Source organism: Williamsia maris (assembly GCF_024171815.1).
Taxonomy (GTDB): domain Bacteria; phylum Actinomycetota; class Actinomycetes; order Mycobacteriales; family Mycobacteriaceae; genus Williamsia_A; species Williamsia_A maris.
Map to the genome: position 1 here is coordinate 241640 of NZ_JAMTCJ010000002.1, position 22660 is coordinate 264299.

Consider the following 22660-nt stretch of genomic DNA (forward strand, 5'->3'; position numbering starts at 1 on the left):
CAGGCGCGGTTCTGGCACGCTCGGCGGGTCATTTCGGCACGCTCGGCGGGTCGTTACGGCACGGTCGGCGGTCAGCCGAGGGAACCCAGGCAGCGCACGAGCTGGTCGACCTCATAGGGCGTGGAGTACTGGCCGAGGCCGATGGTGACCGCTCCACCGACGTCGTTGACCCCGATCCCGGTCAACGCGCGGTTGGAGACGTCGGCCAGCGCGCAGATGCCGTTGTCGGCGAGTCGTCGCACCACCTTGTCGGCAGTCACCCCGGCGACGGTGAAGCTGACCGTCGGGACGCGCGAGTCCGCGGTGCCCAGGACCCGGACGGTGTTGAGCTGGTCGAGAGAGTTGATCAGATAGGCCAGCAGGCGCTGCAGGTAGTGCGACAGGCTGGTCATCGACGTCACCAGGCGCTCGCGACGGGTGCCCTCGGCGGCCTCGTCGAGGGAGGCGAGGTGTTCGACCGACGCCACCAACCCGGCGAGCATGGCGTACTGATGTCCCTCGACCTCGAGGCGTTCGGGACCCTCGGCGTTCGGGGACAGGCTGACCGGGCGGACCCGGCTGAGATAGTCGGGATCGCGGAAGACCAGCGCGGCCGTCTGCGGCCCGCCCCAGCGTTCGGCGGAGACCACCATGACGTCGGCCTGCAGTTCGTCGATGTCGAGCGACATGTAGGGCGCCGCGTTGGTCGCGTCGACCACCAACAGGCCGTCGACCGCGTGGATCACCTCGGCGACCGCGCGTACGTCGGTGACGGTTCCCAGGGTCGACGACGCCAGGGTCATCGCCACGACGCTGGTCGCATCGACGACGAGGTCGCTGTACTGCCACGGCGGCAACGCGCCGTTCTCGATGTCCACCTCGGCCCAGACGACCTTGCCGCCGTAGCGGTCGGCAGCCCGTAACCACGGAACGAGGTTGGCCTCGTCGTCGAGACGACTGACCACCACCTGCGACCCCAGCCAGACGCGGGTGTTGAGGGCTTCGGCGAGAATGTTCAGGAGCAGCCCGCGACTCGGTCCGAGAACGACGCCACGGGGGTCGCCACCGACCAGATCGGCGACCGCGAGACGGGCCGCGTCTACGATCGCACGCGACTGACGCGCTGCGGGGTAGACGCCGCCGGGGGCCGACACGAGCGCCCGGAACGCCTTGGACACCGTGGAGGCGACGGAGTCGGGGATCTGCATCCCGACCTGCGGATCGAGGTGAATCCAGCCGTCGCCGAGTGACGGAAACAATCCGCGCACCCGGGCAACGTCGTAGGTCATGGCAGACACGATAGACGGTCAGGTGAGGTGAGCCATACCCCCTCGTCAGGACGGCTCACGAGATGGGTACTGAACACATCTGTCCCTGGTCACCGGGTGTGGGCGGCCAGCCAGTCGGACGAATGTCGCACAATGGAACCCATGACATCGGGAGCATTCGGATCCGCAGCCGACCACGACTCGACCGGAGGCGCCGGCCTGCCCGGGACCGGCTCCGGCGACGACGGCATCGTCGTCATGGGGCCCACAGGATCGTCGGACGCCGAGGGCGACAAGTCGGGCGGTCTCAGCGACATGGTGGAGCAGCCGGCGAAGGTCATGCGTATCGGCACCATGATCAAGCAGCTGTTGGAAGAGGTGCGGGCCGCTCCTCTCGACGACGCCAGCCGAAACCGGCTCAAGGAGATCCACCAGTCGTCGATCCGCGAGCTCGAGGGCGGTCTCGCGCCGGAGCTGCGCGAGGAGCTCGAGCGGCTGGCGCTGCCGTTCACCGACGACTCCACCCCGTCCGATGCGGAGCTGCGTATCGCCCAGGCCCAGCTCGTCGGATGGCTGGAGGGCCTCTTCCACGGCATCCAGACCGCGCTGTTCGCCCAGCAGATGGCGGCGCGGTCGCAACTCGAGCAGATGCGCCAGGGGGCGTTGCCGCCGTCGGCCGGCGGTTCGGCGGGCTCCGGGCACGGGGTCCCCGGCACCGGTCAGTACCTCTGACCTGCCGCGTGACCCGGTCGGACGCGCACGGCCGGTAGGCTCAACCACCGTGTCCACCGTTCTGCATGATGACGACGTCGCACCGCTGCGACCGCAAGCCTCGGACTCGCGGACGCTGCGACGAGCCCTGACCGATCTGCGTGTCGGCTTCGCCCAGCGTGAGCTGTGGGCGCTGCTCGGTTGGCAGGACATCAAGCAGCGCTACCGTCGCTCGCTGCTCGGTCCGCTGTGGATCACCGTCGCAACCGGTGTCACCGCCGTTGCGATGGGCCTGCTCTACGGCGAATTGTTCGGCATCGACATCAAGACATTCCTGCCGCACGTCACCCTCGGACTGATCTTCTGGAACTTCATCTCCCAGTCCATCCTCGAGGGGTCGGTGGTGTTCTCCAGCAACGAGGGCCTGCTCAAGCAGATCCCGTCGCCGTTGAGCGTGCACGTCTACCGGCTCGTGTGGCGGCAGTCGATCATCTTCGCGCACAACATCGTCATCTACGCCGTGGTCATGGCGGTCTTCCCGCAGCCGGTGAACTGGACGATCCTGTTGATCATCCCGGCGCTGTTCCTGTTCGCGCTCAACGCGATCTGGGTGACCATCGTCTTCGGCATCCTCTCGACGCGCTTCCGCGACATCGGCCAGCTGTTGGCGACCGTGGTCCAGCTGGTGTTCTTCATGACGCCGATCATCTGGACCACGGACAACCTCGGTCAGAACGCCCAGAACTCGAGCCGCCTCAAGCTCGTCGAGCTGAATCCGATGTTCCACTACCTCGAGATCTCCCGCGGCCCACTTGTCGGCGAGCACGTGCAGGCCTACCACTGGTTCATCGTGATCGGCTGCACCGCGCTCGGCTGGCTCGCCGCGTTGGCCGTCCTGCGCAACTTCCGGGCCCGCGTGGCCTACTGGGTCTGAGAGGTCACCCGTAATGAGCACAGTTCGGTTGGACACCTGGGACGCCGGAGTCGACTTCCCCATCTTCGACGCCAAGACCCGCTCGTTCAAGAAGTCGGTCCTCGGTCGGGCCGGCGGCGTCATCGGATCCAACGAGTCCAATGTCGTGGTCGTCGAGGCGCTGAAGAACATCAACCTGCATCTGTCGCACGGCGATCGGATCGGGCTCGTCGGCCACAACGGCGCCGGCAAGTCGACGTTGCTCCGGCTGCTGTCGGGCATCTACGAACCGACCCGCGGCGCCTGCAAGATTCAGGGCCGGGTGGCGCCCGTGTTCGACCTCGGCGTCGGCATGGACCCGGAGATCTCTGGTTACGAGAACATCATCATCCGCGGCATGTTCCTCGGCATGAGCCGCCGCGAGATGCTCAAGAAGACCGATGAGATCGCGGAGTTCACCGAGCTCGGCGACTACCTCAAGATGCCGCTGCGCACCTACTCCACCGGTATGCGCGTACGCGTGTCGCTGGGCGTGGTCACCAGCATCGACCCCGAGATCCTCATCCTCGACGAGGGCATCGGCGCGGTCGACGCCGACTTCATGCGCAAGGCCCGCATCCGACTGCAGGACCTGGTCAAACGCTCGGGAATCCTGGTGTTCGCCAGCCACTCCAACGAGTTCCTCGCCCAGCTGTGCGACCGCGCGCTGTGGATCGATCACGGCCAGATCCGGATGGACGGCGGCATCGAAGAAGTCGTCGGCGCCTACGAGGGCCCCGACGCCGCCCGCCACGTCCGCGAGGTCCTCGCCGAGGTCGATCGGGATGACAAGGCGCGCGCCGGCGCTGCCGACACGGCAGCGGCACCCGATCCCGACAACGCCGCGCAGAACGGCTGACGCAGCGTGACCGATCGGGTCATCGCGGTGGTGGTCACCTACCGCCGCGCCGAACTCCTCGCCCAGTCGTTGGCCGTGCTGACCGCACAGAGCCGACCGATCGATCACCTCGTGGTCATCGACAACGGCAGCCAGACCGAGGTCGCCGATCTGGTTGCACAGCAAGCTCTCCCGACCACCTACATCCCCTCGGCCCACAACCTGGGCGGCGCGGGCGGATTCGCCCTCGGGATGCTGCACGCCCTGGCGCTCGGCGCCGACTGGGTGTGGTGCGCCGACGACGACGGACGCCCTGAGGGCCCGGAGGTCCTGGCGACGCTGCTGCGGTGCGCGACCGAGGGCGGCTACGACGAGCTGTCGCCGGTGGTCTGCAACATCGACGACCCCGACACCCTTGCGTTCCCGCTACGGCGCGGAGTCGTGTGGCGGCGCAAGCGATCCGAGCTCTTCGTCGACAGCAGCGAGACCGAGGAGGTCCTCGACGGGATCGCCTCGCTGATGAACGGGGCGCTGTTCTCGGCGCGTGCGATCGACGCGGTCGGCGTCCCGGATCTGCGTCTGTTCGTCCGCGGCGACGAGGTGGAGATGCATCGTCGGCTCGCCCGCTCGGGGATGCGCTTCGGCACCTGCCTGATCACCGCGTACCTGCATCCGGACGGCACCGCCGAGTTCCATCCGATCCTCGGTGGACGCATGCACACGCAGTACCCCGACGACACGACCAAGCGCTACTTCACCTACCGCAACCGGGGGTACCTGCTGCACCAGCCCGGTCTGCGCAAGCTGATCCCGCAGGAGTGGGCGCGATTCGGGTGGTACTTCCTCATCCACCGCCGCGACGTGGCCGGCTTCCGCGAGTGGATCCGCCTGCGCGGTGAGGGGCGACGCGAGCACTTCAAGCGGCCCTGAGCATCACCGGGCGCTGTCGGACCGACCACTCCCCCGCTTGTTCGACGGGTGGTCGATGTCGATGAGCCGTCGGGCCAGTTCGACCAGCTTGGTGTTGCTCGTCTGCGAGATCTGTTTGAGCATGTCGAACGCCTGGTCGGCGTCGACGGTGTAACGCTCCATCAGGATCCCCTTGGCCTGCCCGATGTCGTCCCGGGAGGCCAGGGCCTCCTCGAACTGGTGCGACCAGGTGCGGCTGTGCAGCGCCAGTGCGGTGTTCGCCGCGAACACACTGCCCACCCTCTGCGCCTCGGTGTCGAAGGCCTGCGCGCTGTCGGCGTGCAGATTGAACGCGCTCATGCTGGTCGCGTCACGGTGCAGCTGGAACGAGAGGCTCGACCGGACCGGCGTCTGGGCGACGACGTCCTCGATGAACAGCGGCCATCGCTCGTCGGTCGTGTAGTCGCCGATCAGCACTGGGTGCTGCTCCCACGCCGCGTCGAGACACGGGCCGATGTCGTGCTTGGACTGCAACTCGTCGAGGCGCGCGGCCACCGCGTCGGTGGGCGCGATCGTCATGACCTCGCCGTGCTCGACCACGGTGATGCACGCATGACTCGCTGCGGGTATCGCCGACACCGCACCCTCGGTGAGCGAGGTCAGCAGCGTCTCGACGTCCTCGTCCGACACATCTGTGTTCTGCAGTTCGGCCACCTGCGCTGCCAGGGCCCTGAACAATTCGTTGCCGCGTTCGACCACGGTCCCACGCTCCTACTCGTCCGGATTCCGCAGCAATTTTACAGCGACTGCGCACGGCCGGTCGACGTTCTCCTGACAGCACTCACCGCTGGTGGCCCACGGTTTCGTTGAAGGTACCGGTATGTTTTCCATACCGTCGCCGCCATGACAACCACTGGTTCCACCTCGCTCGCGGGCACTCGCACCCGCCGATTCGACGCGCTCCGACACCTCCTGGATCACCCGATGATCGTGCTGGTGGCGCTCATTGCCATCGTGGCGTCGGCCTGCAGCTCGGACCCCGCCACCCCACCGGACCCGCAGTCGCTGATCGACCGTGCGCCCGGACTCGTCCGACCCGCGTCGGTGCATGTCGCCTCGACCGACACCGACCGCGATCGAGCCACCGTTCATATCGCACAGCAGCTCTACACGTTCTGGAACACCGGCGACCCCGCACGTCTCGACGCGGCGGTGGGTCCCGAGTTCCGCGACAACACCCTGCCCAGCGGACGGCCGCAGGGACCCTCGGGACCGGTCGCCGCGTCCTCGACGTTTCGGGCGGCCATCCCGGACCTGACGTGCGAGTTGGCCGACCTCTACGTGACCGGCGACACCTTCACCGCGCGACTGGTGTTCGCCGGATCCTTCACCGGGACCTACAACGGCGTGCGGGGCGCCGGGCAGCCGATCCGGTTCGGCGCCATCGACATCCAGCATGTGGGTGCCGGGGGAAAGATCGTCGAGGACTGGCACCTCGAGGACAACCTGACGTTCCTGCAGCAGGCCGGGCTGGTGACCGTCGCCTCTGCACCCTCGCGCAACTAGCGGTGGACACCCGGCGAGCCGTACGTTCGCTGCCATGACAGACGTTGCGGCGACCCACCGACGCAGACGACTCGGGTTCCTGGGATTCGTCGCGATCGTGGCGGTGTACCTGGCGCTCATCCAGGTGGGTGGTCTGCTGATACAGCATGTGAGCGGGGAGGATTCGACCACCACCACACGCGGGGTCGTGTTCACGATGGCCGTCCCGCTGGGCGCGGCGTTGGTGTTCACCGGTGTCGTCATCGCCGCCCTGGGGTGGTGGCGACCGGTCCTGCGCGACGAACGACCGACGAGTCGGTGGGTGTGGGTGGTGCCTGCGCTGTTCGTGGTGGCCATCCTGGTCGGCATCGACTATTCCGCGCTGGCCGAGAAGGGCCTCGGTTTCGTCCTGCTACTCCTGCTCGTCACCCAGTTCGTCGGATGGGGCGAGGAGGGGATGTTCCGCGGCGTCGGCGTGACCGTCCTCCGGGACCGTGGGCTGACCGAGGGGAAGGTCGCACTGTGGTCGAGCGTCATTTTCGGTGCGGTGCACCTGTCGAACGCAATCGGCCACGGCGCGAGCGCGATCCCCCAGGCCATCGCGGTGAGTCTGGCCGGCTACTTCTTCTACCTCATCCGACGGGTGTCGCGGGGGAATGCCCTGAACTCGATCATCCACGGACTCTTCGACTTCTCGATCCTGTCCGGTACGTCGATCCTCGTCGACCAGGACAGCTATCCGGGATCGCTGGCGCCGATCCTGCTTTATCCCGTCCTCGGGCTCGCCCTGTTCTTCGCCCGCCGACGCATCGAACCACCGGCTGGGCCGACTTCCTCTCCTCCCGCGACATGATTCGACTCCCGCGACAGTGATCTCCGTCGCGGGAGTCGATCTGTGTCGTGGGAACGACCTAGGCGACCTCGGCGAGCTCCTCGACGGCCACGCGGTCCGACGGCGCCATGTGGGCCGCCCGCACTCGGGACACGTAGATGCGGGTGAACAGGATCGGCGTCATGAAGCAGGTCGCCGACGCGGCGACCGTCATCCACCCCGCCTGGTTCATCAGGACGACGGTCAGCACGGCCGAGACGGTGAACGCACTCGCCCACGCCGCGGTGATCACCACGTTCAGGCGCCGGAACGCCGCGGAGTCCGCCACCTCGGAAGAGACCTGCCTACGCGCGATCCCCATGGTGAAGGGCGTGCCGATCGCGATGCTCGCCCAGGCCACCACCGCCAGCCAGGCGATCGACATCGTCCCGCAGTACGCGGCGATGGCGGCGTGCGGTTGCGCGAACGCGATCGGGGTGAGGACCGCGAAGAAGGCGATCGACCCGACGGCCAGGATCTGGGTGTCCCACGACGCCCCCGCACGTCGGTCGGCGATGAGCATCGCCACGGCCAGTACCGCGGCGCCCACCGCGCCCCACTGCCACCCGAAGTGGGACAGGGTGATGAATCCGATGAACGGGAGAAACCCTCGTAGGTACGACATCTCGATTCCCTTCTCGACGGGGACGTCCTTCGACGACCGATGGTTCCACTGTAGGAATCGCGCGCGGAGATGTCGTGGTCCCACGGGTGGAGTCCGGGTGGAGATGGCCGTCCACCCACGGGCAGCCCGGTCCGGCGCCGAGACAGGTCAGGCCTGGTCGGCGAACTCCAGTGACTCCAGTTCGAACCGGCGGACGCTGCCGGGGATGCGTGCGTCGCATGTCGAGAGCAGGGGCGCGGACATGACGACTCGGAGCGAGACAGTGCACTGCGGGCCCTCCGCCACGGCCAGAACCACCCGCACACGGTCACCTGACTCCTCGACACCGAGCGTGGTGAACGCCTCGATGCGATCGTCACCCGTGGCTTCCCGGAGGTAGTGCTCGGCGGCCTGGACGGCATGCGAGACGCAAGTCCGTCCACGCAGGAACCTCTCGTCGACCCTGCCGTCGGCGTACCGGGTCAACAGATCGACGGGGTCGGCGGTGTCGATTCGTCCGTAGCTGAGCCCCTCGGGGAGCACCACCATCGTCGCAGCGAACCGGTCGCCGCCGAGATGTGAACACTCCCAGGTGTTCTCGGGATCGTGGGCCGTGAGGGCGGCGGCGGCACCCCGACCACGCACCGCGCAGCACCGGTCGTGTTTGCCGTGGGCGCAGACCGCCGTGAGCGGGCCGTCGACCCGAACGCCGGCCGATCCGTCCAGGGGGATGTCGAGGTAGTCCTGTGGTCCGGCCACCTCGCCCTGGTAGAGCACCGACCCTTCCGGGCGGCTCTGGGCGATGAACCATCGCCACCGCGGTGTCGCCGACCGACGACCGGGTCTGCGGATCGCGACGATCCGCATCGACGCGGCCTCGGCACGTCGCACGATGGACCGCCCGAGGTCACGGTCGAGGATGCGCGGCGACTGCATGAAGGCCGAATGCCCCCAGGGCCCTTCCATTTCCAGCAGCAGCCAGGCGAATCCGAGCGACGCCGTCGCGAACAGCGGTTCGTCGCGGGCCAGGGACTGATCGCTGCACGGCGGCATCGGCCGATCGGTGGACAGGTGCGGCGCACCATCGACGGGCAGGGTCATGCGGTGGTCGGGACCACGATGGCCTCGCGAAGGAGCCGCCGGATCACCACCGCTCCGTCCGCCGCGTCGAGTCCGGGCAGGGAGTCTGCGGTCGCGTCGCGTCCGTCGCGCAGATGGCGAATGGCAGGAGCACAGATCGCCGGGAACTCGACGACGCGATCCGGGAGTCGCAGTCGTACGCGGTCACTGTCCTCGGTCACCGCGGTGATCAGTCCGTGTCGCCAGCGGACGCGTGCGGTGTCCGCGCCGGCCATCGCCTCCAGGGTCGCAAGCGGGCGCACCGCGGCGGGCCGCGTGCGGCCGGCGAAGGTACGGGTCAGATCGTCGGCGACCGCCGAGCCCCATTCCTGCGCGCGGTCACGGATCTGGTCGGCGAAGGCGAGTAGGACCTTCGTCGATTCCGCCTCCAGGGCGTCGTGATCGCCGGGGTCGATGCCGATCGGCATTGACGCACGCAGGTCGGCGACCGCGGACGCGACACGATCGACCGCGGCGCGGGCCACGTCGGCCCGGGTCAACGCGGGTACGCCGATCGTCAGGTGGATCGCCGTCTCATCGGCGGAACGTGCGGAGTGCAGCCACCCGCGGGGCAGGTAGAGCGCATCACCCCGGTGCAGGTCGGTGTCGATCGCGGGTTCCTCGGTGACGCGATCGGCGATCGCGCCCCGGAAGTCGGTCCATGGGTGCGACTCGAGCGGGTTGGTGAAGACCGGTTCGTGCACGGTCCAGTGCTTCCGGCCGGCGATCTGCAGCACGAACACGTCGTGAACATCGTGGTGCGAGTCGAATCCCCGACTGCCCGGAGGGGTGATGTAGGCGTTCGCCTGAACCGGGTGCCCGAGGTCGTCGACGAGTTCGCGGACGAAATCGATAATCGGCGGCCACAGACGATGAAGGCCCTGCAGCACTATCGAGGCACCGTCGGCGAACTGCGCCAAGGCTTTCGCCGAGTCGACCTGGTCGCCGATCTCGGCGCCGACGCCGGCCGGACCGAGGAATCGGGTGCGGTCGACGAGGGATCCGTTCTTTGCCAGACGGATGAACGGCGCGCGTACCCCGCGCTCGGCGAGCAACTCGTCGACAGCATGCGTCGAGAGGAGATCGCCGAAGTCGCGGGGCAGCGACGTCGCTCTGCTGAGCAACGGCGATCGACCCCAGTGTTCGCGCTGGAACGTCCCCGGGTCGACCGAGATGCAGCGGCTCAGCATCGAATCAACTTCTCAGGCCGAGCCGTCCGCGCCACCGTCGTGTCCGCCGGGGTTGGAGCCGCCGTCAGCCGGGCCTTCGCCTGCGCCGGCCGAGCCGTCCGCTCCGCCGTCGTGTCCATCCGGGTTCGAGCCGCCGTCAGCGGGGCCCTCGCCGCCGGCCGAGCCGTCCGCTCCGCCGTCGTGTCCGTTGGGGTTCGAGCCGCCGTCGGCAGGCCCTTCGCCTGCGCCGGCCGAGCCGTCTGCGCCGCCGTCGTGTCCGCCGGGGTTCGACCCGCCGTCAGCCGGGCCTTCGCCGCCGCCGCTGGTGGTCGTGATGTCGTCATCGTCGAGAGCCATGATGTGCCTTTCGTCGCGTGGGCTGTGCAGTGATCCAACAATTCCTGTCTACCACCGCGGGGTGGGTCCCCGCGGTGGTTGGGGGCACAGCGATCTGGGTGACGGCAAGGCTGGTAGGCGCCCTCGATTCGCCTCCGAGGACCGTCGTTTCGAGCGGCCGGCAAGGTAGAACGTGTTCTAATTGTGGGACGTTGTCCGAGCGAGGAGACCACCGATGCGATTCACGTTTGCCGAGGCGATGACCGACCCGCGGTTCTACCCGGACCTCGCGGTGGCGGCCGAGGAGGCCGGCTACGAGGGGTTCACCATCCCCGACTCGTTGGCCTACCCGGAGGAGTCCGACTCCACCTACCCCTACACCGAGGACGGCAACCGAGAGTTCCTCGACGGCAAGGCCTTCATCGAGACCTTCATCCAGGCCATGGCCATGGGTGCGGTCACCAGCACGATCCGCTTCAACCCGTTCGTGCTGAAGCTGCCCGTGCGGCCGCCGGTGCTCGTCGCCAAGCAGGCGATGTCGGTGGCGTACATGACGAACAACCGTCTCGCGCTCGGCGTCGGCACCAGCCCGTGGCCGGAGGACTACGACATCATGGGCGTCGACTTCAAGCGTCGCGGCAAGCGCATGAACGAGTGCATGGACATCATCCGCGGTCTCTCGACCGGCGAGTACTTCGAGTTCCACGGCGAGTTCTACGACTTCCAGCGCATCAAGATGAGCCCCGCCCCCACCGAGCCGATCCCGCTGCTCGTCGGCGGACACGCCGACCTCGCGCTCAAGCGCGCGGTGGTCCGCGGCGACGGCTGGATGCACGGCGGTGGCCAACCGGAGGAACTCGATGCGCTGCTGGCCAAGCTGCACGACATCCGCAAGGGCGAGGGAAAGCTGAACGACCCCTTCGAGATCCACGTCATCTCCTACGACGCCTACACCCCGGACGGCTGTAAGCGTCTGGAGGACAAGGGGATCACCGACGTGATCGTCGGCTTCCGGATCCCCTACATCAACGGCCCCGACACCGAGCCGCTGCAGCGCAAGCTCGACAACCTGCGGATGTTCGCCGACAACGTGATCAGCAAGGTCAACGGCTGAGGACCTGAGGCTTCACCTGCGTCCCGAGCAGTTCGATCGCCCGGAGCATCGTCGGGTGCGGCAGTTTGGTGTTGGTCATCTGCACGGTCAACCGGTCGAGGCCGCCGAGGTCGTCGGAGACCGATCCGATCTTGCGTGCCACGGTGTCCGGGGAACCGACGAACATCGCCCCGTGCGGACCGGCCAGCGCGTCGAACTCTGCGCGTCCCGGCATCGGGAACCCCCGCTCACGGGCGACGTTGCCGAACAGGTCCTGCCATCCAGGGTAGGCGGCCTCCTCGGCGGCGGCGTCGGTGTCGGCGATCAGGCCGGGGACGTGGATCCCCACCTTGAGTTGCTCGGGCGCGAACCCGGAACGACGACCGGCGTCGCGGTAGAGCTCGATGAGCGGCAGGAAGCGGCGCGGCTCCCCACCGATGATCGCCACCATGAGCGGCAGTCCCAGCCGCCCGGCGCGGACGAAGGACTCCGGGCTGCCGCCGGCCCCGAGCCACACCGGGATCCGGTCCTGCACCGGCAGCGGATAGACACCCTGACCGGTCAGCGGCCTGCGATGGCGCCCCGACCAGGTCACCGACGACGGGTCCTCGCGGATGGTGAGGAGCAGGTCGAGCTTGTTGGCATAGAGCGAGTCGTAGTCCTCGAAATCGAGCCCGAACAGAGGGAACGCCTCGGTGAACGAGCCACGGCCGACGACCATCTCCGCGCGCCCGCCGGAGATGAGGTCGATGGTGGCGAACTGCTGGAAGAGCCGCACCGGGTCCTCGGCCGAGAGCACCGACACCGCGCTGGTGAGCCGGATGTCGGTGGTGCGAGCCGCGGCTGCGGCCAGCAGCACCGTCGGTGCGGAGTCGTAGAAGTCGGCGCGGTGGTGCTCGCCGATGCCGTAGATGTCGACGCCGGAGCGGTCCGCGAGCTCGACCTCCTCGAGCAGGTCCGCGATGCGGGTCGGCGCATCGATCTCCCGACCCGTGTCGTATTCGACGACGTAGGAGACGAAGTTGTCGATGCCGATCTGCATGCTGGTGGGTCCCTTTCGGACAGACGTCCGCTACGACCCCATCTTGGGGGTCGCGCGGTCGATGATCGCGGCGGTGTCGACGCCGGTGGGCAGTGTCCCGAACACGCTGCCCCAATCCCCGGCGAGGCGACTCGCGCAGAAAGCGTCGGCGACCGACGGGTGACCGTAACGCACCAGCAGCGACCCCTGCAGAGCGAGCGCCATGTCGCCGACCACCCGACGCGCGCGGTGCTGCATCGTGTCGAAGTCGGAGAACTGGCCCTTGAGTGCAACCACCGCTGCGTCGAGCCGGGTGTCGGCGCCTGCAGCGGTGTCGAGCTCGTCGAAGAATATCTGCAGGGTCTCGGGTTGCTTGACCATGGCGCGCAGCGTGTCGAGCGCGGCGACGTTGCCCGAGCCCTCCCACACCGACAGCAGCGGCGCCTCGCGGTAGAGCCGCGGCATGCGTGATTCCTCGACATATCCGTTGCCGCCCAGGCACTCCAGGGCCTCGGCCGCGTGGATCGGCCCACGCTTGCACACGAAGTACTTGCTGACGGCCAACGAGATCCGGCGCAGACCGATGGAACGGTCGTCACCGGCGGTGGCGCGGTCGGTGAGTGCGGCCAGCCACATCGCGACGGTGCTCGACGCCTCGGCCTCGACGGCGAGGTCGGCGAGGACGTTGCGCATCAGCGGCTGGTCGACGAGAGCGGCGCCGAATGCGCTGCGGTGCACCGCGTGGTGGGTGGCCTGGTGGACGCCGGCGCGCATGCCGGTCGACGAGCCGATGATGCAGTCGAGGCGGGTCATGTTGACCATCTCGACGATGGTCGGGACACCGCGCCCCTCCTCGCCGACCAGCCACGCGGTCGCGTCGTCGTACTCGATCTCGCTGCTGGCGTTGGAGTGGTTGCCCAGCTTGTCCTTGAGGCGTTGCAGGAACATCCGATTGCGGGTGCCGTCGGGCAGCACACGCGGGAGGAAGAAACACGACAAGCCGCCGGGGGCCTGGGCCAGGACCAGGAACACGTCCGACATCGGCGCCGAGGTGAACCACTTGTGCCCGGTGATCAGGTAGCTGCCGTCGGCCTGCGGCACCGCGCGGGTGGTGCCGGAGCGGACGTCGGACCCGCCCTGCTTCTCGGTCATCGACATCCCGGCGATCAGACCCGGCTTGTCGAGCGGCACCGACAACGTCGGGTCGTAGATCCGGCTGGACAGCAGCGGCTCGTACTGCGCGGCCAGTTCGGCGTTGTGCCGCAACGCCGGGACGACGGCGTAGGTCATCGAGATCGGGCACTGGTGGCCCGCGTCGACCTGACCCCACACCGACAGCTTGGCGGCGCGGATGAGGTGGGCGTGCGGGTTGCTGTCCGCCCAGGGCGCGGCGTGCAACCCGAGATCGACAGCCTTCGTCATCATCTGGTGGTAGGCGGGGTCGTAGACGACCTCGTCGATGCGGTGTCCGTAGCGGTCGTGCGTGTGCAGGACCGGCGGGTGTTCCTCGGCGAGGTCTCCGAGACGCTGGGCCTCGGCACTTCCCGCCGCGCGGCCCACCTCGTGGATGGTCTCCAGCGCGTCGTCGGCACCTTCGCGGCTCAGGGCCTCGAGGATCGGGGCGTACTCAGCCGCATCGTAATCCTGCAGCGGCGGAACCTGATTGAAGACCTCGTGGGTGGTGTGCATCGGAGCTCCCTAGGGATCGGAGGGTGAAGGTGGTGATGGACGGGATGACGGAGGGGTCGGCGGCACCGCGCGCCAGGGGCAGGACCAGCGATTCGCCGATGGCACCGACGATGCAGGCCGCGGTGAAAGCGCTGTCCTGCGGAGGGATCTCGTCCGCGTCGATGGCGGCGTCGATGGCGATGGCGATCGCGTCCCGGAACGCCTCCCGGAATCGCAGTCGTTCGGTGTCGACCTGAGGGTCGACCGGCTCGGCGAGCAGGGCGTAGGCGAGGGTCGGTGCGCGGAGAGCGCGCTCGGCGAAGGTGCACACCGATGCGGTGACCGCCTCGACCCAGCGGCCGTCGCGGTCCCGGGCCCGTGCACCCGCGTCGGCCATGGCGTCGACCTCGTGGGTGCAGACGATGCGGAACACCTCGGTGAACAACTCGCCTTTGTTCGCGAAGTGTCGGTAGACGGTGCCGGTCCCGACGCCGGCGGCCGCGGCCACCGCGGAGATCGAGCAGCCCGCGTATCCGTACTCGGCCACCTGGGCGATCGCGGCGTCGACGAGCCGCGACCTCAGGTCGTCGAGTCGCTGTTGAACCGCTGGAGTGCGGCGATACACCATACCGAAAGAGTGAACACCGATTCCGTTCTTACGTCAACGGGTGGCCCCCAACTTCAGCTGAACCGTGCTCGGAAGGAGTCGAGACCTTGAAGACAGTTGTTCGACAGCGGGACCGGATCGCTGACCTCGATGGTCGACACCCTGGCGATCAACACCTCGAGGAGCGTCTGCATCTCGAGCTTGGAGAGTTGCATGCCGACACAGGTGTGCATGCCGTGTCCCCACCCGAGATTGCTGCCGCGGCGGTGCAGCGAGAACGTCTCCGGATCGTCGAAATGTCGCTCGTCCATGTTGGCCGACGCGTAGAGCATCACCACCCGCTCACCGGCGTGCAGACGGACGTCACCGATGTCGGTGTCGCGGGCGACGCTGCGGGTGAAACCCCGCACCGGCGAGGCCAGACGCACGGCCTCGACCACCGCGGTTGCGATGAGGTCGGGCTCGGCCCGCAACTGCGCATACAGCTGGGGATCTCGTCCGAGGCTCCACAGCAGCTGCCCGGTCGCCAGGATGGTGGTGTCGAGGCTGGGAGCGACGAAGTCGATCACCATCGTCCGGGCTTCGGACTTGCTGATCTCTCCACGCTCGGCGGCGGCGAAGACACTGGCGGCCCATCCGTCGGGCGTCACCCGCGATCGACGCAACCGTGTCGTGTACAGGAACAGCCCCAACGCCGTCGGGGTCGCGTCCAGGGTACGACGATTCACCGGCCCGAGGATGTCGAAAGTGCCCGCACCCCAGGTCAGCAACTGCTGCGGACCCACCCGCACCCCGACGAGATCGGCCACCGCGGCGACGGGGAGCCGGGAGGCGAAATCGGCGATTCCGTCGAACGAGTCGCGTTCCAGGAGTCGTCCGACGGTGGCCTCGGCCTCGTCGCGCAAGATGGGCAGTGACGGTCGGATGGCCCGAGACGTCAACGACTGCATCAGGATCCGACGTCGAATGGAGTGCCGATCGTCGTCGCTGTTCAGAACGGTCTTGCGGCCGAGGAGGTTGGCGACCGGGTTGGCGGCGACCCCGCTGCCGCTGCGGAAGGTGACGTCGTCGCGCAGCGCGGTACGAACGTCCTCGAAGCGGCCCATCGCCCACACCTTGTGCCTGGGCAGCCAGACCACCGGGCCGGCGTCACGGATCCGGCGATACACCGGTTGCGGGTCGACCAGCGCGGACGGGCCGTACAGGTCGACGTCGACGGTCGGGGCATCACGGCGGGCCGCTCGGCGCGATCGCACGCTCAGCGCGGTCATCGGACCACCTGTGGTGTCCCGGCAGCGGTCCGGGGGTGTCGCAGGGCGACGAGGTCATCGACGTCGGCCGCGGTGCGGGCGGTCGCCCGGACCACCCGATCGGGTCGGACCAGGACCGCGTACGCCCGGTGCTTGCGCAACAGCGCGGCGGGGGTCGGGTTCGTCGACGGGACACATCGCAACGCATCGGCATCGACGTGGTGCAGACCGGCCGCGTCGACTCGATCGGCGGTGTGGGGATCGAGCGGTCCCCGGGTGAGGAGGATGTATCCCGTACCGGTCACATCGTCGAGGCGGCGGGCGCCGTCGTCGGTGCGTACCCACGGTTGCGGAAAGATGCTGCCGTTCAACCGGTTGCGCAGACCACGCCGCTCGACGAGCGGGCCGCGGCCCAGAGGTGGGGTGCCCTCGGGAAGCGCATTGCCGATGCCGGGTATGTGACAGGCGGCGGCGACCACCGCTCGCCGCGCCGCCGCCAGGCCGTCCTGGCCTCCGGTCAGGGCCCATCCGACGGCCAGCGCCATCAGGACGATGCGGGTGGCATGCGGTTTGCGCTCGGGTTCGTAGGTGTCGAGGATCGTCTCGGGTGCCGTGCCGCCGAGGACGTCGGCGAGCTTCCAACTCAGATTCAACGCGTCACGCAGTCCGGATCCGAGGCCCTGACCCACGAACGGCGGGGTCTGATGGGCGGCGTCACCGGCCAGGAAGACGCGGTCCACGCGCCATGTTCGGGCCACCCGCGCTCGGAAGGTGTAGAACGCCTGCCGCATGACCTCGGACTCCTCGATCTCGGCGGGTGACATCCACGGTGCCAACAGTTCTCGGAGTGCCTCCGGCGAGCGCAGAGACTCGAGATCCTCGCCGTCGAATACACGGAATTCCCACCGGTACCGGTTGCCGGTGACGGGCATGAACGTGGCGGCCCGCGCGGGGTCGCAGATCTGGTGGACCCCGTCCCACACGTCGAGACGCTTCGGGGTGCGAACGTCGATGACCAACCACTGCTCGTCGAAATCGAAGTCGCGCATGGTGATCCCGAGTTGGTCGCGGACGAAGCTGTTGGCGCCGTCGCACGCGATGACTGCGGCAGCACGGATCGTCTCGCTCTGATCCTCTGTGTTCCGGAAGCAGACGGTGGGGCGACGACCCGCTGTCACCTCGGTGACCTCGCAGCCACGGCGCAGGTCGATCAGGTCCATGGCGTCGGCCCGCTCGAGCAGGATCCGCTCCAGATCGGGCTGGTCGAACATGCTGTCCGGCGGGTAGCCGTTGCGGCCGTCGGCGGTGTCCCGGGTGAACTCGGTCATCACCCGTCGACAACCGTTGATCAGCCGCATACCCGGCATGGGGCGGGTGTACGGCGCGAACTGCTCGGCGACACCGACCGCCTGCAGGATGCGGAACACCTCGTCGTCGAGGTGCACCGCACGGGGGAGCGCGTAGACCTCCCGATGTCGTTCGAGCACCACGCAGGGCACGCCGCGCCCGGCCAGGAGAAGGGCACACGCGATGCCGACCGGCCCCGCCCCCACGATGACGACGGGGTCGCGCGAAGAGGTCATGCGTATCTCACGTGGCAGCGTTGACGGCCCAGTTCGATGACCCCGTCGTCGGTGGCGATGCGCACCTCGACGACATCGCCGTCGGCGAGGTAGTTCGGGTTCGACGCCTGACGTTTGAAGAACTGCTTCCACTTCACGTGCGGCGGGATGAGCGCCCCGATCATCTCGATCGGCTTCGGCGGCGCGGACAGTGCGGTGCCTCCGGGTGTGCCGGTGAGCAGCAGGTCGCCGGCGTCGAGACGCTGGAATCCGGTGAGCACGCTCAGCGCGCTGACCGGGTCGATGATCATGTCGCCGCCGACGCGCCCGTTCTGGCGGCGCTCGCCGTTGACCCACAGCTGCAGTCGCAGCTGGTCGAACCGACGCCATTCCTCGTGGCTCAGCAGGACCAGCGCGGGACCGACGGGGGTGAACGTCGGGTACGACTTCGACTCGTAGAACTGCGTTTTCGGCAGCTGGATGTCGCGGGCGCTGACGTCGTTGGTGACGACGACGCCCGCGAAGAACTCACCGAGCGTGTCGGCGGTGACGGTGGACCCCACCTCGAGCGTCGTCGCCGCGACCAGACCGATCTCGACCTCGTAGTCGAGAAGCGTGACGTGCGCCGGCTTCACGATCTCGCCGAACGGGCCCGTGATCGACCCCGACGACTTGCGGAAGAACGTCGCCGACACCCGATCGGGATCGATGCCCGAATCCTCTGCGTGACTGCGGTAGTTGACCATCTGCGCGACGACCCGGCACGGGACCGTGACCGGTGAGAGCAGGTCGAGGTCGGCGACCGGGGTGGCGCCGGCGTCGTTGCCCGTCGCGGCGTCATCGATGGCGGCGCGGTCGCCGAGCAACTCACCGGTGGTGGTCGCGGCGGTACGGATCGGGTAGGCGGTCTCGAATCGCTGGACCCACCAGCCGGCGGCGGTACGGAGGACGGTCGTCGTCATGAGCGGGCAACTTTCAGTAGACCGAGCAGTCGGTGGATGTCGAACTCGTTGTCGTTCTTCAGACCGGAGAGGAACCCCTTGACCAGCTCGGGATCGGGGTTGGCGCCGAGGAAGTCCCGGGTGACCGGTGGACCCCACTGGGCGAGACCGCTGGCGGTGAACGGCGCCCATCCCGCCTCGACGGTGCTGTCGAACATGTCACCGTCGGCGAAGTGCTCGACCATGAACTTGTCGAGGTCACGCCAGTAGTCGAACAGTTGACTGCCCTGGATGTGCCTGCCGATGCCCCACGCGTGGTGGTATCCGCGGTCGGCCAGGTAGGCGCCCCCTGCGGCGACGGCGTCGAGATCGGCCACCTGATAGGCACTGTGGACGTATCGCGACATCGGGCCCAGCGTCATCGCCAGGGTGTGGTGATCGGCCATGTCGCTGCCGCGATCGCATCGGATGAACGCCATGGCAGGACCACGGCTGCGCTGTCCGGGGAAGAACAGGAAATCGCTCACGATCATGCCGAGCATCTCCTGGTACCAGGCCAGGTTCTCGCGGAACCGCGGCGTCTCGATCACCACGTGACCCAGGCGTTGGACGCGGGCGGGCTCGCGCGGCGGGCGCTGGATCGCGTTGAATCGCTCGACCTTACCGCCGAAGTTGAACGTCAGCGGGTGCTGATCGGGCAGCGACGGGAGGTCGGTGAGGCCGGCCACGACCCGGACCGACATCCCCGAGGGATCGGTCAGGTCGATCGCGGAACCACCGAGATCGCCGAGCGGGTACACGCGACGGCCGGTCTCCCGCGACAGGCGCAGCAGGTCGTCGTGGCCGGCCGCGCGGAACGCCGGACCGACGAATCGTGACCGGTGCGAGCGGCGGATCAGGATGCACGGTGCACCCGACCACGTGCCGCGCAGCGACAGCTCGTCGGCGGTCCGCGAGACCGTGGTGAAGCCGAAGTCGTGGGCGAACCGTTCGGCCTGTGCGATGTTCTGCTTCTCGAATTCGAGCCACGCGATGTCGACGATCTTGATGACCGGCTGCGCGGCGCGGTCGTCCGGGTCGCCGGGGTGGGCGCCGAACTCGCTGTGGAGATCGGCGTGCGCGGTGTCCGCTGGGGTTGTCATCGTTGACCTCCTGTCTTCTGAACAAATCGTCACTTCTGATGTCATTCATCGTCAAGAGGGTTCAGTTCTGGAATCGGATTCACTGATGAAGGCACTACGCTGACCCTCGTGTCCGAGACCTCAGGCGGTAACCGGCTCGATCGCCGCAAGGCGCGCACCCGCTCGGCGCTGGTCGACGCCGCCTGCCAGCTGTTGGCCACCCCGAAGGGCACCGAGGCGTCCATCTCCGACATCACCGACCTCGCCGACGTCGGTCTGGGCTCCTTCTACAACCACTTCACCAGCAAAGCCGAGCTCTTCGACGCCGCGATCGCGGAGATGCTGGAACTGCATGGTCGGCTCTTCGACGAGACGACGGCCGGTCTGGCCGATCCGGCGGAGGTCTTCGCCGCCGGGGTCCGGATGTCGGTGCGGCTGAGCGCAACCCATCCCCGGGTGGCCCAGACCATCAGTCAGGTCGGATTCCAGTATCTCGACAGCGCCGACGGGCTCGCCCCGCGGGCCTATCGCGATCTCACGGAGGCCACGGAGTCCGGGCGCCTCGACATCGACGACCTCACCGCCGCGCTGTCCTACACAGCCGGGTCACTGCTCGGTTGTCTGCACATGCTGGCCCGCGATCCCTCGCTCGACGCCGACACCGCCGCAGATCATCTCGCGGCGAGCCTGCTGCGCATGTTCGGTCTCTCCAAAAAGGAAGCCGGCGAGGTGTCGACCCGGCCGCTGGTGCAACCCACGCTGTCCTGACCGATCACTACCCTCGACGGCATGACACGTGCGCGAGGCAGGTCCCTGGTCGATGTCCATGCGCATTTCCTGACCGACCGCTATGTCGCGGACGCCACCGCGGCGGGGATCTCCCAACCCGACGGGATGCCGGGCTGGCCGAGCTGGGATGTCGACGACCATCTGACCGCCATGGACGACAACGACATCGCGCGGTCGATCCTGTCGATCTCCTCACCCGGTGTGCACTTCGGTGACGACTCGGCCGCCGCCGACCTGGCGCGCCACGTCAACGAGCACGCCGCTGCGTTGACCGCAGAGCACCGGCCGCGGTTCGACTTCCTCGCCTCGCTCCCACTGCCGTGCGTCCAGGCCGCGACCGACGAGGCGGCGTACGCCATGGACACACTCGGCGCGCTCGGCGTCATCATGTTGAGCAACAACGGCTCCCGATATCTGGGCGACCCGTCTCTCGACCCGCTGTGGGAGGCTCTCGATCGGCGACGGGCCGTCGTGCTCGAGCATCCGACGTCTCCGCCCGACGCCGAGAGCGTGTCATCGGGCAGGCCGCGTCCCATGCTGGAGTTCATGTTCGAGACCACGAGAACCGTCACCGACCTCCTGTCGGCTCGCGTTCCGGAACGATTCCCGAACATCCGGTTCGTGATCCCGCACTGCGGCGCGGCGCTGCCGGTGCTGATGGATCGCATCGAACTGTTCCGCGAGATGGTGCCGAATCCCTCCGGGCGGGAGATGTCTCGCCTGACGACCCGTGAACAGCTGCAACGTCTCTCGTTCGATCTGGCCGGCGCGGCGTTTCCGGGTCACGCCGCCGCGCTCGTCGATGCGGTCGGCACCGATCGGGTCCTCTACGGCAGCGACTTCTGTTGGACTCCCGCCGCGCTGGTCCATCGACTCGTCGTGGCGATGGATGCACAGGAGACCGACTGGCGTGCACTCACCACCGACAACGCGGAGCGACTGCTGAGTCGCTGAGACTCAGGTCCGGCCGTCGGCCCGGTCGGTGTGACGGCCCGTCGCGACGCGTGCGGCCAGCGCCGCGGTGGTCAAGGCGATGATGCCGACTCCGACCACGCCCACGGCCGTGTCGTGGTGGGTGACGAGCAGGCAGAGGGCGAAACCGACTGCGAGAAGCGCACATCCCGCGGTGCCGGCGTCGTGCACCGTGGTGATGGTGAGGCTCTCCCACCGCAGGGTCGGGCGCGGCCGGGCCGGAAGCCTCTGCGCGATGAAGGCGTAGATCGTGAGGACGATGGTGAACGCGATGTAGCCCAGCGCCGCCGCGGCCGGCATCATCTGGGTCTCGGTGTCCGCCTTCATCATGAGGTAGCCGATGTCGGAGGCGGCGGCACCCAGCAGTGCGGTCGCGAGCACCACCGAACCGACGACCCGGTACCCGCAGATCAACGGCGACAGCGCCATCAACGCGAGGGTCACGTCGCCGGTCGGATACAGCGCGGCGATCAGGATGAAACCGTCCACGGGCAGGTCGGCCAGGGTCAGGAGCAGGATCATCGCGGCGTAGGTCGCCGCGGCCATACAGACCAGCGACAGTGCGCGCTGCCACGGCCGGTAGGCCAGGGTCAGGCCGTAGTCTCCGCCGCGCATCCACATCGCGACACCGACACCGACCGGCATCAGCAGGAAGCCGACGTCGTGCAGGTGGCCCGACGGGATGGGCTGGTGGTCGAGGTTGCGGGCGACGAACCAGGCCACCTGACCCGCGGTCCAGGCCAGCGTCCCGGCGGCGAGCGCCGCGAAGAACGCGGTGGTCCGTCGCTCCCCGGCCGTGCGGGCCTGATGGGCGCGGCGGACGAACGCCGCGGTCGCGATCGCGGCGAAGACCGCCTGGACGAGATCGGTCACGAATGTCGTGTGGGCGACGTTGCGATCAACGGCCTGCATGACCGCGATGGCGACGCCTCCGGTGAGCAACAGACCGCACCACGCGACCAGGGTCGCCGTCGGCGCCTGGGTCCGCGGGATCGTGTCGACAGGCACCGGGCCGGACGCACCGTTCTGCGACCAGAGCCGCCGGGTGAGCGCGGCGTCCGCGTCGACGGCGACCCCCACTGCCGCGACCACCGGCCAGGACATCGTCGACACGGCGTCGGTGAACGCCTTCGCCACGGTCGTGTGGCTGTAGTCCGTACGGGCGGCGATCGTTCGTAAACTCGGCGACCCGGCCGCTCGCCGAGCGTCCATCAGGTGCTCCAGAAGCGTGTGAACTGAGTCACGTTCGGTCATGCGGCCCTCTCGTCGAACCCACGGGCAACGAGTGTAAACCACCTTCTAGCTGGTGTTTGTCCGTGTAAACCCCGGTGTAAG

Annotated in this window: 22 protein-coding genes and 1 pseudogene; 9 read left to right on the forward strand and 14 right to left on the reverse strand. The window is 68.2% G+C overall.

Going from position 1 to position 22660, the window contains the following annotated elements:
- Nucleotides 1-71: 71 nt before the first annotated feature.
- The gene (locus LX13_RS08065; protein ID WP_253660824.1) at nt 72-1268 is read right to left on the reverse strand and encodes a cysteine desulfurase-like protein; all 1197 of its coding nucleotides are present in this window, start codon (nt 1266-1268) and stop codon (nt 72-74) included.
- 141 nt (nt 1269-1409) lie between these two features.
- Here LX13_RS08065 and LX13_RS08070 point away from each other — a divergent pair, with 141 nt between their 5' ends.
- The 4 genes from LX13_RS08070 to glfT1 are packed head-to-tail and all read left to right on the forward strand — an operon-like array spanning nt 1410 to nt 4678.
- Nucleotides 1410-1979, forward strand: coding sequence for a bacterial proteasome activator family protein (locus LX13_RS08070; RefSeq protein ID WP_253660825.1), 570 nt, complete (start codon nt 1410-1412; stop codon nt 1977-1979).
- Between the two features lie 49 nt (nt 1980-2028).
- Nucleotides 2029-2892 (forward strand): galactan export ABC transporter permease subunit Wzm/RfbD, encoded by an 864-nt coding sequence (wzm, locus tag LX13_RS08075; RefSeq protein WP_253660826.1) that lies wholly within the window; start codon nt 2029-2031, stop codon nt 2890-2892.
- Nucleotides 2893-2905: 13 nt separating this feature from the next.
- Nucleotides 2906-3769: a galactan export ABC transporter ATP-binding subunit Wzt/RfbE gene (gene wzt, locus LX13_RS08080; RefSeq protein WP_253660827.1), complete on the forward strand. Its 864-nt coding sequence runs from the start codon at nt 2906-2908 to the stop codon at nt 3767-3769.
- 6 nt (nt 3770-3775) lie between these two features.
- Complete coding sequence (glfT1, locus tag LX13_RS08085; protein WP_253660828.1) at nt 3776-4678, forward strand: galactofuranosyltransferase GlfT1; 903 nt, start codon at nt 3776-3778, stop codon at nt 4676-4678.
- Between the two features lie 3 nt (nt 4679-4681).
- Here the strand turns inward: glfT1 and LX13_RS08090 are convergent, their stop codons facing one another.
- Nucleotides 4682-5416, reverse strand: a complete 735-nt coding sequence (locus LX13_RS08090) for a GAF and ANTAR domain-containing protein (RefSeq protein ID WP_253660829.1) — start codon at nt 5414-5416, stop codon at nt 4682-4684.
- A 144-nt stretch (nt 5417-5560) separates the two neighbouring features.
- On the opposite strand from LX13_RS08090, the gene LX13_RS08095 reads away from it, so the two are divergent.
- Both LX13_RS08095 and LX13_RS08100 read left to right on the forward strand, forming a co-directional pair.
- Entirely contained in the window at nt 5561-6223 is a 663-nt protein-coding gene (locus tag LX13_RS08095; protein ID WP_253660830.1) for an ester cyclase, read from the forward strand.
- A gap of 34 nt (nt 6224-6257) precedes the next feature.
- Nucleotides 6258-7055 (forward strand): CPBP family intramembrane glutamic endopeptidase, encoded by a 798-nt coding sequence (locus tag LX13_RS08100; RefSeq protein ID WP_253660831.1) that lies wholly within the window; start codon nt 6258-6260, stop codon nt 7053-7055.
- Nucleotides 7056-7113: 58 nt separating this feature from the next.
- Here the strand turns inward: LX13_RS08100 and LX13_RS08105 are convergent, their stop codons facing one another.
- The 4 genes and pseudogenes from LX13_RS08105 to LX13_RS08120 all read right to left on the reverse strand — a co-directional run.
- Nucleotides 7114-7698 carry a hypothetical protein gene (locus LX13_RS08105; protein WP_253660832.1) on the reverse strand — a complete coding sequence of 195 codons (585 nt, stop codon included), beginning with the start codon at nt 7696-7698 and terminating at the stop codon, nt 7114-7116.
- 147 nt (nt 7699-7845) lie between these two features.
- On the reverse strand, nt 7846-8778 hold the full coding sequence (locus LX13_RS08110) for a ferredoxin family protein (RefSeq protein WP_253660833.1): 933 nt from the start codon (nt 8776-8778) through the stop codon (nt 7846-7848).
- Entirely contained in the window at nt 8775-9986 is a 1212-nt protein-coding gene (locus tag LX13_RS08115; RefSeq protein WP_253660834.1) for a cupin domain-containing protein, read from the reverse strand. The genes LX13_RS08110 and LX13_RS08115 overlap by 4 nt, the downstream gene beginning before the upstream one ends.
- Before the next feature lie 87 nt (nt 9987-10073).
- Nucleotides 10074-10322: pseudogene (locus tag LX13_RS08120) on the reverse strand (BatC protein); the annotation flags it as partial.
- 214 nt (nt 10323-10536) lie between these two features.
- Between LX13_RS08120 and LX13_RS08125 the strand changes: the two are divergent.
- Nucleotides 10537-11415 carry an LLM class flavin-dependent oxidoreductase gene (locus LX13_RS08125; protein ID WP_188488099.1) on the forward strand — a complete coding sequence of 293 codons (879 nt, stop codon included), beginning with the start codon at nt 10537-10539 and terminating at the stop codon, nt 11413-11415.
- Here LX13_RS08125 and LX13_RS08130 read toward each other — a convergent pair.
- Genes LX13_RS08130 through LX13_RS08160 form a run of 7 tightly spaced genes read right to left on the reverse strand, consistent with a single transcriptional unit; the run spans nt 11405 to nt 19585 of the window.
- Nucleotides 11405-12436: an LLM class flavin-dependent oxidoreductase gene (locus tag LX13_RS08130; protein ID WP_253660835.1), complete on the reverse strand. Its 1032-nt coding sequence runs from the start codon at nt 12434-12436 to the stop codon at nt 11405-11407. The two genes, LX13_RS08125 and LX13_RS08130, sit on opposite strands and share 11 nt — an antisense overlap.
- Nucleotides 12437-12466: 30 nt before the next feature.
- Nucleotides 12467-14104 carry an acyl-CoA dehydrogenase family protein gene (locus LX13_RS08135; RefSeq protein ID WP_253660836.1) on the reverse strand — a complete coding sequence of 546 codons (1638 nt, stop codon included), beginning with the start codon at nt 14102-14104 and terminating at the stop codon, nt 12467-12469.
- The gene (locus LX13_RS08140; protein ID WP_253660837.1) at nt 14043-14711 is read right to left on the reverse strand and encodes a TetR/AcrR family transcriptional regulator; all 669 of its coding nucleotides are present in this window, start codon (nt 14709-14711) and stop codon (nt 14043-14045) included. Before LX13_RS08140 ends, LX13_RS08135 begins: the two co-directional genes overlap by 62 nt.
- A 53-nt stretch (nt 14712-14764) precedes the next feature.
- Nucleotides 14765-15961 carry a cytochrome P450 gene (locus LX13_RS08145; protein ID WP_253660838.1) on the reverse strand — a complete coding sequence of 399 codons (1197 nt, stop codon included), beginning with the start codon at nt 15959-15961 and terminating at the stop codon, nt 14765-14767.
- Entirely contained in the window at nt 15958-17523 is a 1566-nt protein-coding gene (gene mhpA / locus LX13_RS08150; RefSeq protein ID WP_253660839.1) for a bifunctional 3-(3-hydroxy-phenyl)propionate/3-hydroxycinnamic acid hydroxylase MhpA, read from the reverse strand. Before mhpA ends, LX13_RS08145 begins: the two co-directional genes overlap by 4 nt.
- Complete coding sequence (locus tag LX13_RS08155) at nt 17520-18464, reverse strand: fumarylacetoacetate hydrolase family protein (RefSeq protein WP_253660840.1); 945 nt, start codon at nt 18462-18464, stop codon at nt 17520-17522. The genes mhpA and LX13_RS08155 overlap by 4 nt, the downstream gene beginning before the upstream one ends.
- A complete protein-coding gene (locus LX13_RS08160) occupies nt 18461-19585 on the reverse strand; it encodes a VOC family protein (RefSeq protein ID WP_253660841.1) in 1125 nt (374 codons plus the stop codon). The genes LX13_RS08155 and LX13_RS08160 overlap by 4 nt, the downstream gene beginning before the upstream one ends.
- Nucleotides 19586-19693: 108 nt before the next feature.
- Here LX13_RS08160 and LX13_RS08165 point away from each other — a divergent pair, with 108 nt between their 5' ends.
- Both LX13_RS08165 and LX13_RS08170 read left to right on the forward strand, forming a co-directional pair.
- The gene (locus LX13_RS08165) at nt 19694-20332 is read left to right on the forward strand and encodes a TetR/AcrR family transcriptional regulator (protein ID WP_253660842.1); all 639 of its coding nucleotides are present in this window, start codon (nt 19694-19696) and stop codon (nt 20330-20332) included.
- A gap of 21 nt (nt 20333-20353) precedes the next feature.
- Complete coding sequence (locus LX13_RS08170; RefSeq protein WP_253660843.1) at nt 20354-21307, forward strand: amidohydrolase family protein; 954 nt, start codon at nt 20354-20356, stop codon at nt 21305-21307.
- 3 nt (nt 21308-21310) lie between these two features.
- Here the strand turns inward: LX13_RS08170 and LX13_RS08175 are convergent, their stop codons facing one another.
- On the reverse strand, nt 21311-22537 hold the full coding sequence (locus LX13_RS08175; RefSeq protein WP_253660844.1) for a hypothetical protein: 1227 nt from the start codon (nt 22535-22537) through the stop codon (nt 21311-21313).
- Nucleotides 22538-22660 lie beyond the last annotated feature (123 nt).

Excerpts from the sequence above, each read along its gene's own strand:
- mhpA (WP_253660839.1), bottom strand. The coding sequence starts at position 17,523 with ATGACCTCTTCGCGCGACCCCGTCGTCATCGTGGGGGCGGGGCCGGTC.
- LX13_RS08110 (WP_253660833.1), bottom strand. The coding sequence starts at position 8,778 with ATGACCCTGCCCGTCGATGGTGCGCCGCACCTGTCCACCGATCGGCCG.
- LX13_RS08145 (WP_253660838.1), bottom strand. The coding sequence starts at position 15,961 with ATGACCGCGCTGAGCGTGCGATCGCGCCGAGCGGCCCGCCGTGATGCC.
- LX13_RS08160 (WP_253660841.1), bottom strand. The coding sequence starts at position 19,585 with ATGACAACCCCAGCGGACACCGCGCACGCCGATCTCCACAGCGAGTTC.
- LX13_RS08100 (WP_253660831.1), top strand. The coding sequence starts at position 6,258 with ATGACAGACGTTGCGGCGACCCACCGACGCAGACGACTCGGGTTCCTG.
- LX13_RS08115 (WP_253660834.1), bottom strand. The coding sequence starts at position 9,986 with ATGCTGAGCCGCTGCATCTCGGTCGACCCGGGGACGTTCCAGCGCGAA.
- LX13_RS08125 (WP_188488099.1), top strand. The coding sequence starts at position 10,537 with ATGCGATTCACGTTTGCCGAGGCGATGACCGACCCGCGGTTCTACCCG.
- LX13_RS08170 (WP_253660843.1), top strand. The coding sequence starts at position 20,354 with ATGACACGTGCGCGAGGCAGGTCCCTGGTCGATGTCCATGCGCATTTC.
- LX13_RS08135 (WP_253660836.1), bottom strand. The coding sequence starts at position 14,104 with ATGCACACCACCCACGAGGTCTTCAATCAGGTTCCGCCGCTGCAGGAT.
- LX13_RS08175 (WP_253660844.1), bottom strand. The coding sequence starts at position 22,537 with ATGGACGCTCGGCGAGCGGCCGGGTCGCCGAGTTTACGAACGATCGCC.
- LX13_RS08070 (WP_253660825.1), top strand. The coding sequence starts at position 1,410 with ATGACATCGGGAGCATTCGGATCCGCAGCCGACCACGACTCGACCGGA.
- LX13_RS08140 (WP_253660837.1), bottom strand. The coding sequence starts at position 14,711 with ATGGTGTATCGCCGCACTCCAGCGGTTCAACAGCGACTCGACGACCTG.
- wzt (WP_253660827.1), top strand. The coding sequence starts at position 2,906 with ATGAGCACAGTTCGGTTGGACACCTGGGACGCCGGAGTCGACTTCCCC.
- LX13_RS08105 (WP_253660832.1), bottom strand. The coding sequence starts at position 7,698 with ATGTCGTACCTACGAGGGTTTCTCCCGTTCATCGGATTCATCACCCTG.
- LX13_RS08065 (WP_253660824.1), bottom strand. The coding sequence starts at position 1,268 with ATGACCTACGACGTTGCCCGGGTGCGCGGATTGTTTCCGTCACTCGGC.
- LX13_RS08095 (WP_253660830.1), top strand. The coding sequence starts at position 5,561 with ATGACAACCACTGGTTCCACCTCGCTCGCGGGCACTCGCACCCGCCGA.
- LX13_RS08130 (WP_253660835.1), bottom strand. The coding sequence starts at position 12,436 with ATGCAGATCGGCATCGACAACTTCGTCTCCTACGTCGTCGAATACGAC.
- LX13_RS08155 (WP_253660840.1), bottom strand. The coding sequence starts at position 18,464 with ATGACGACGACCGTCCTCCGTACCGCCGCCGGCTGGTGGGTCCAGCGA.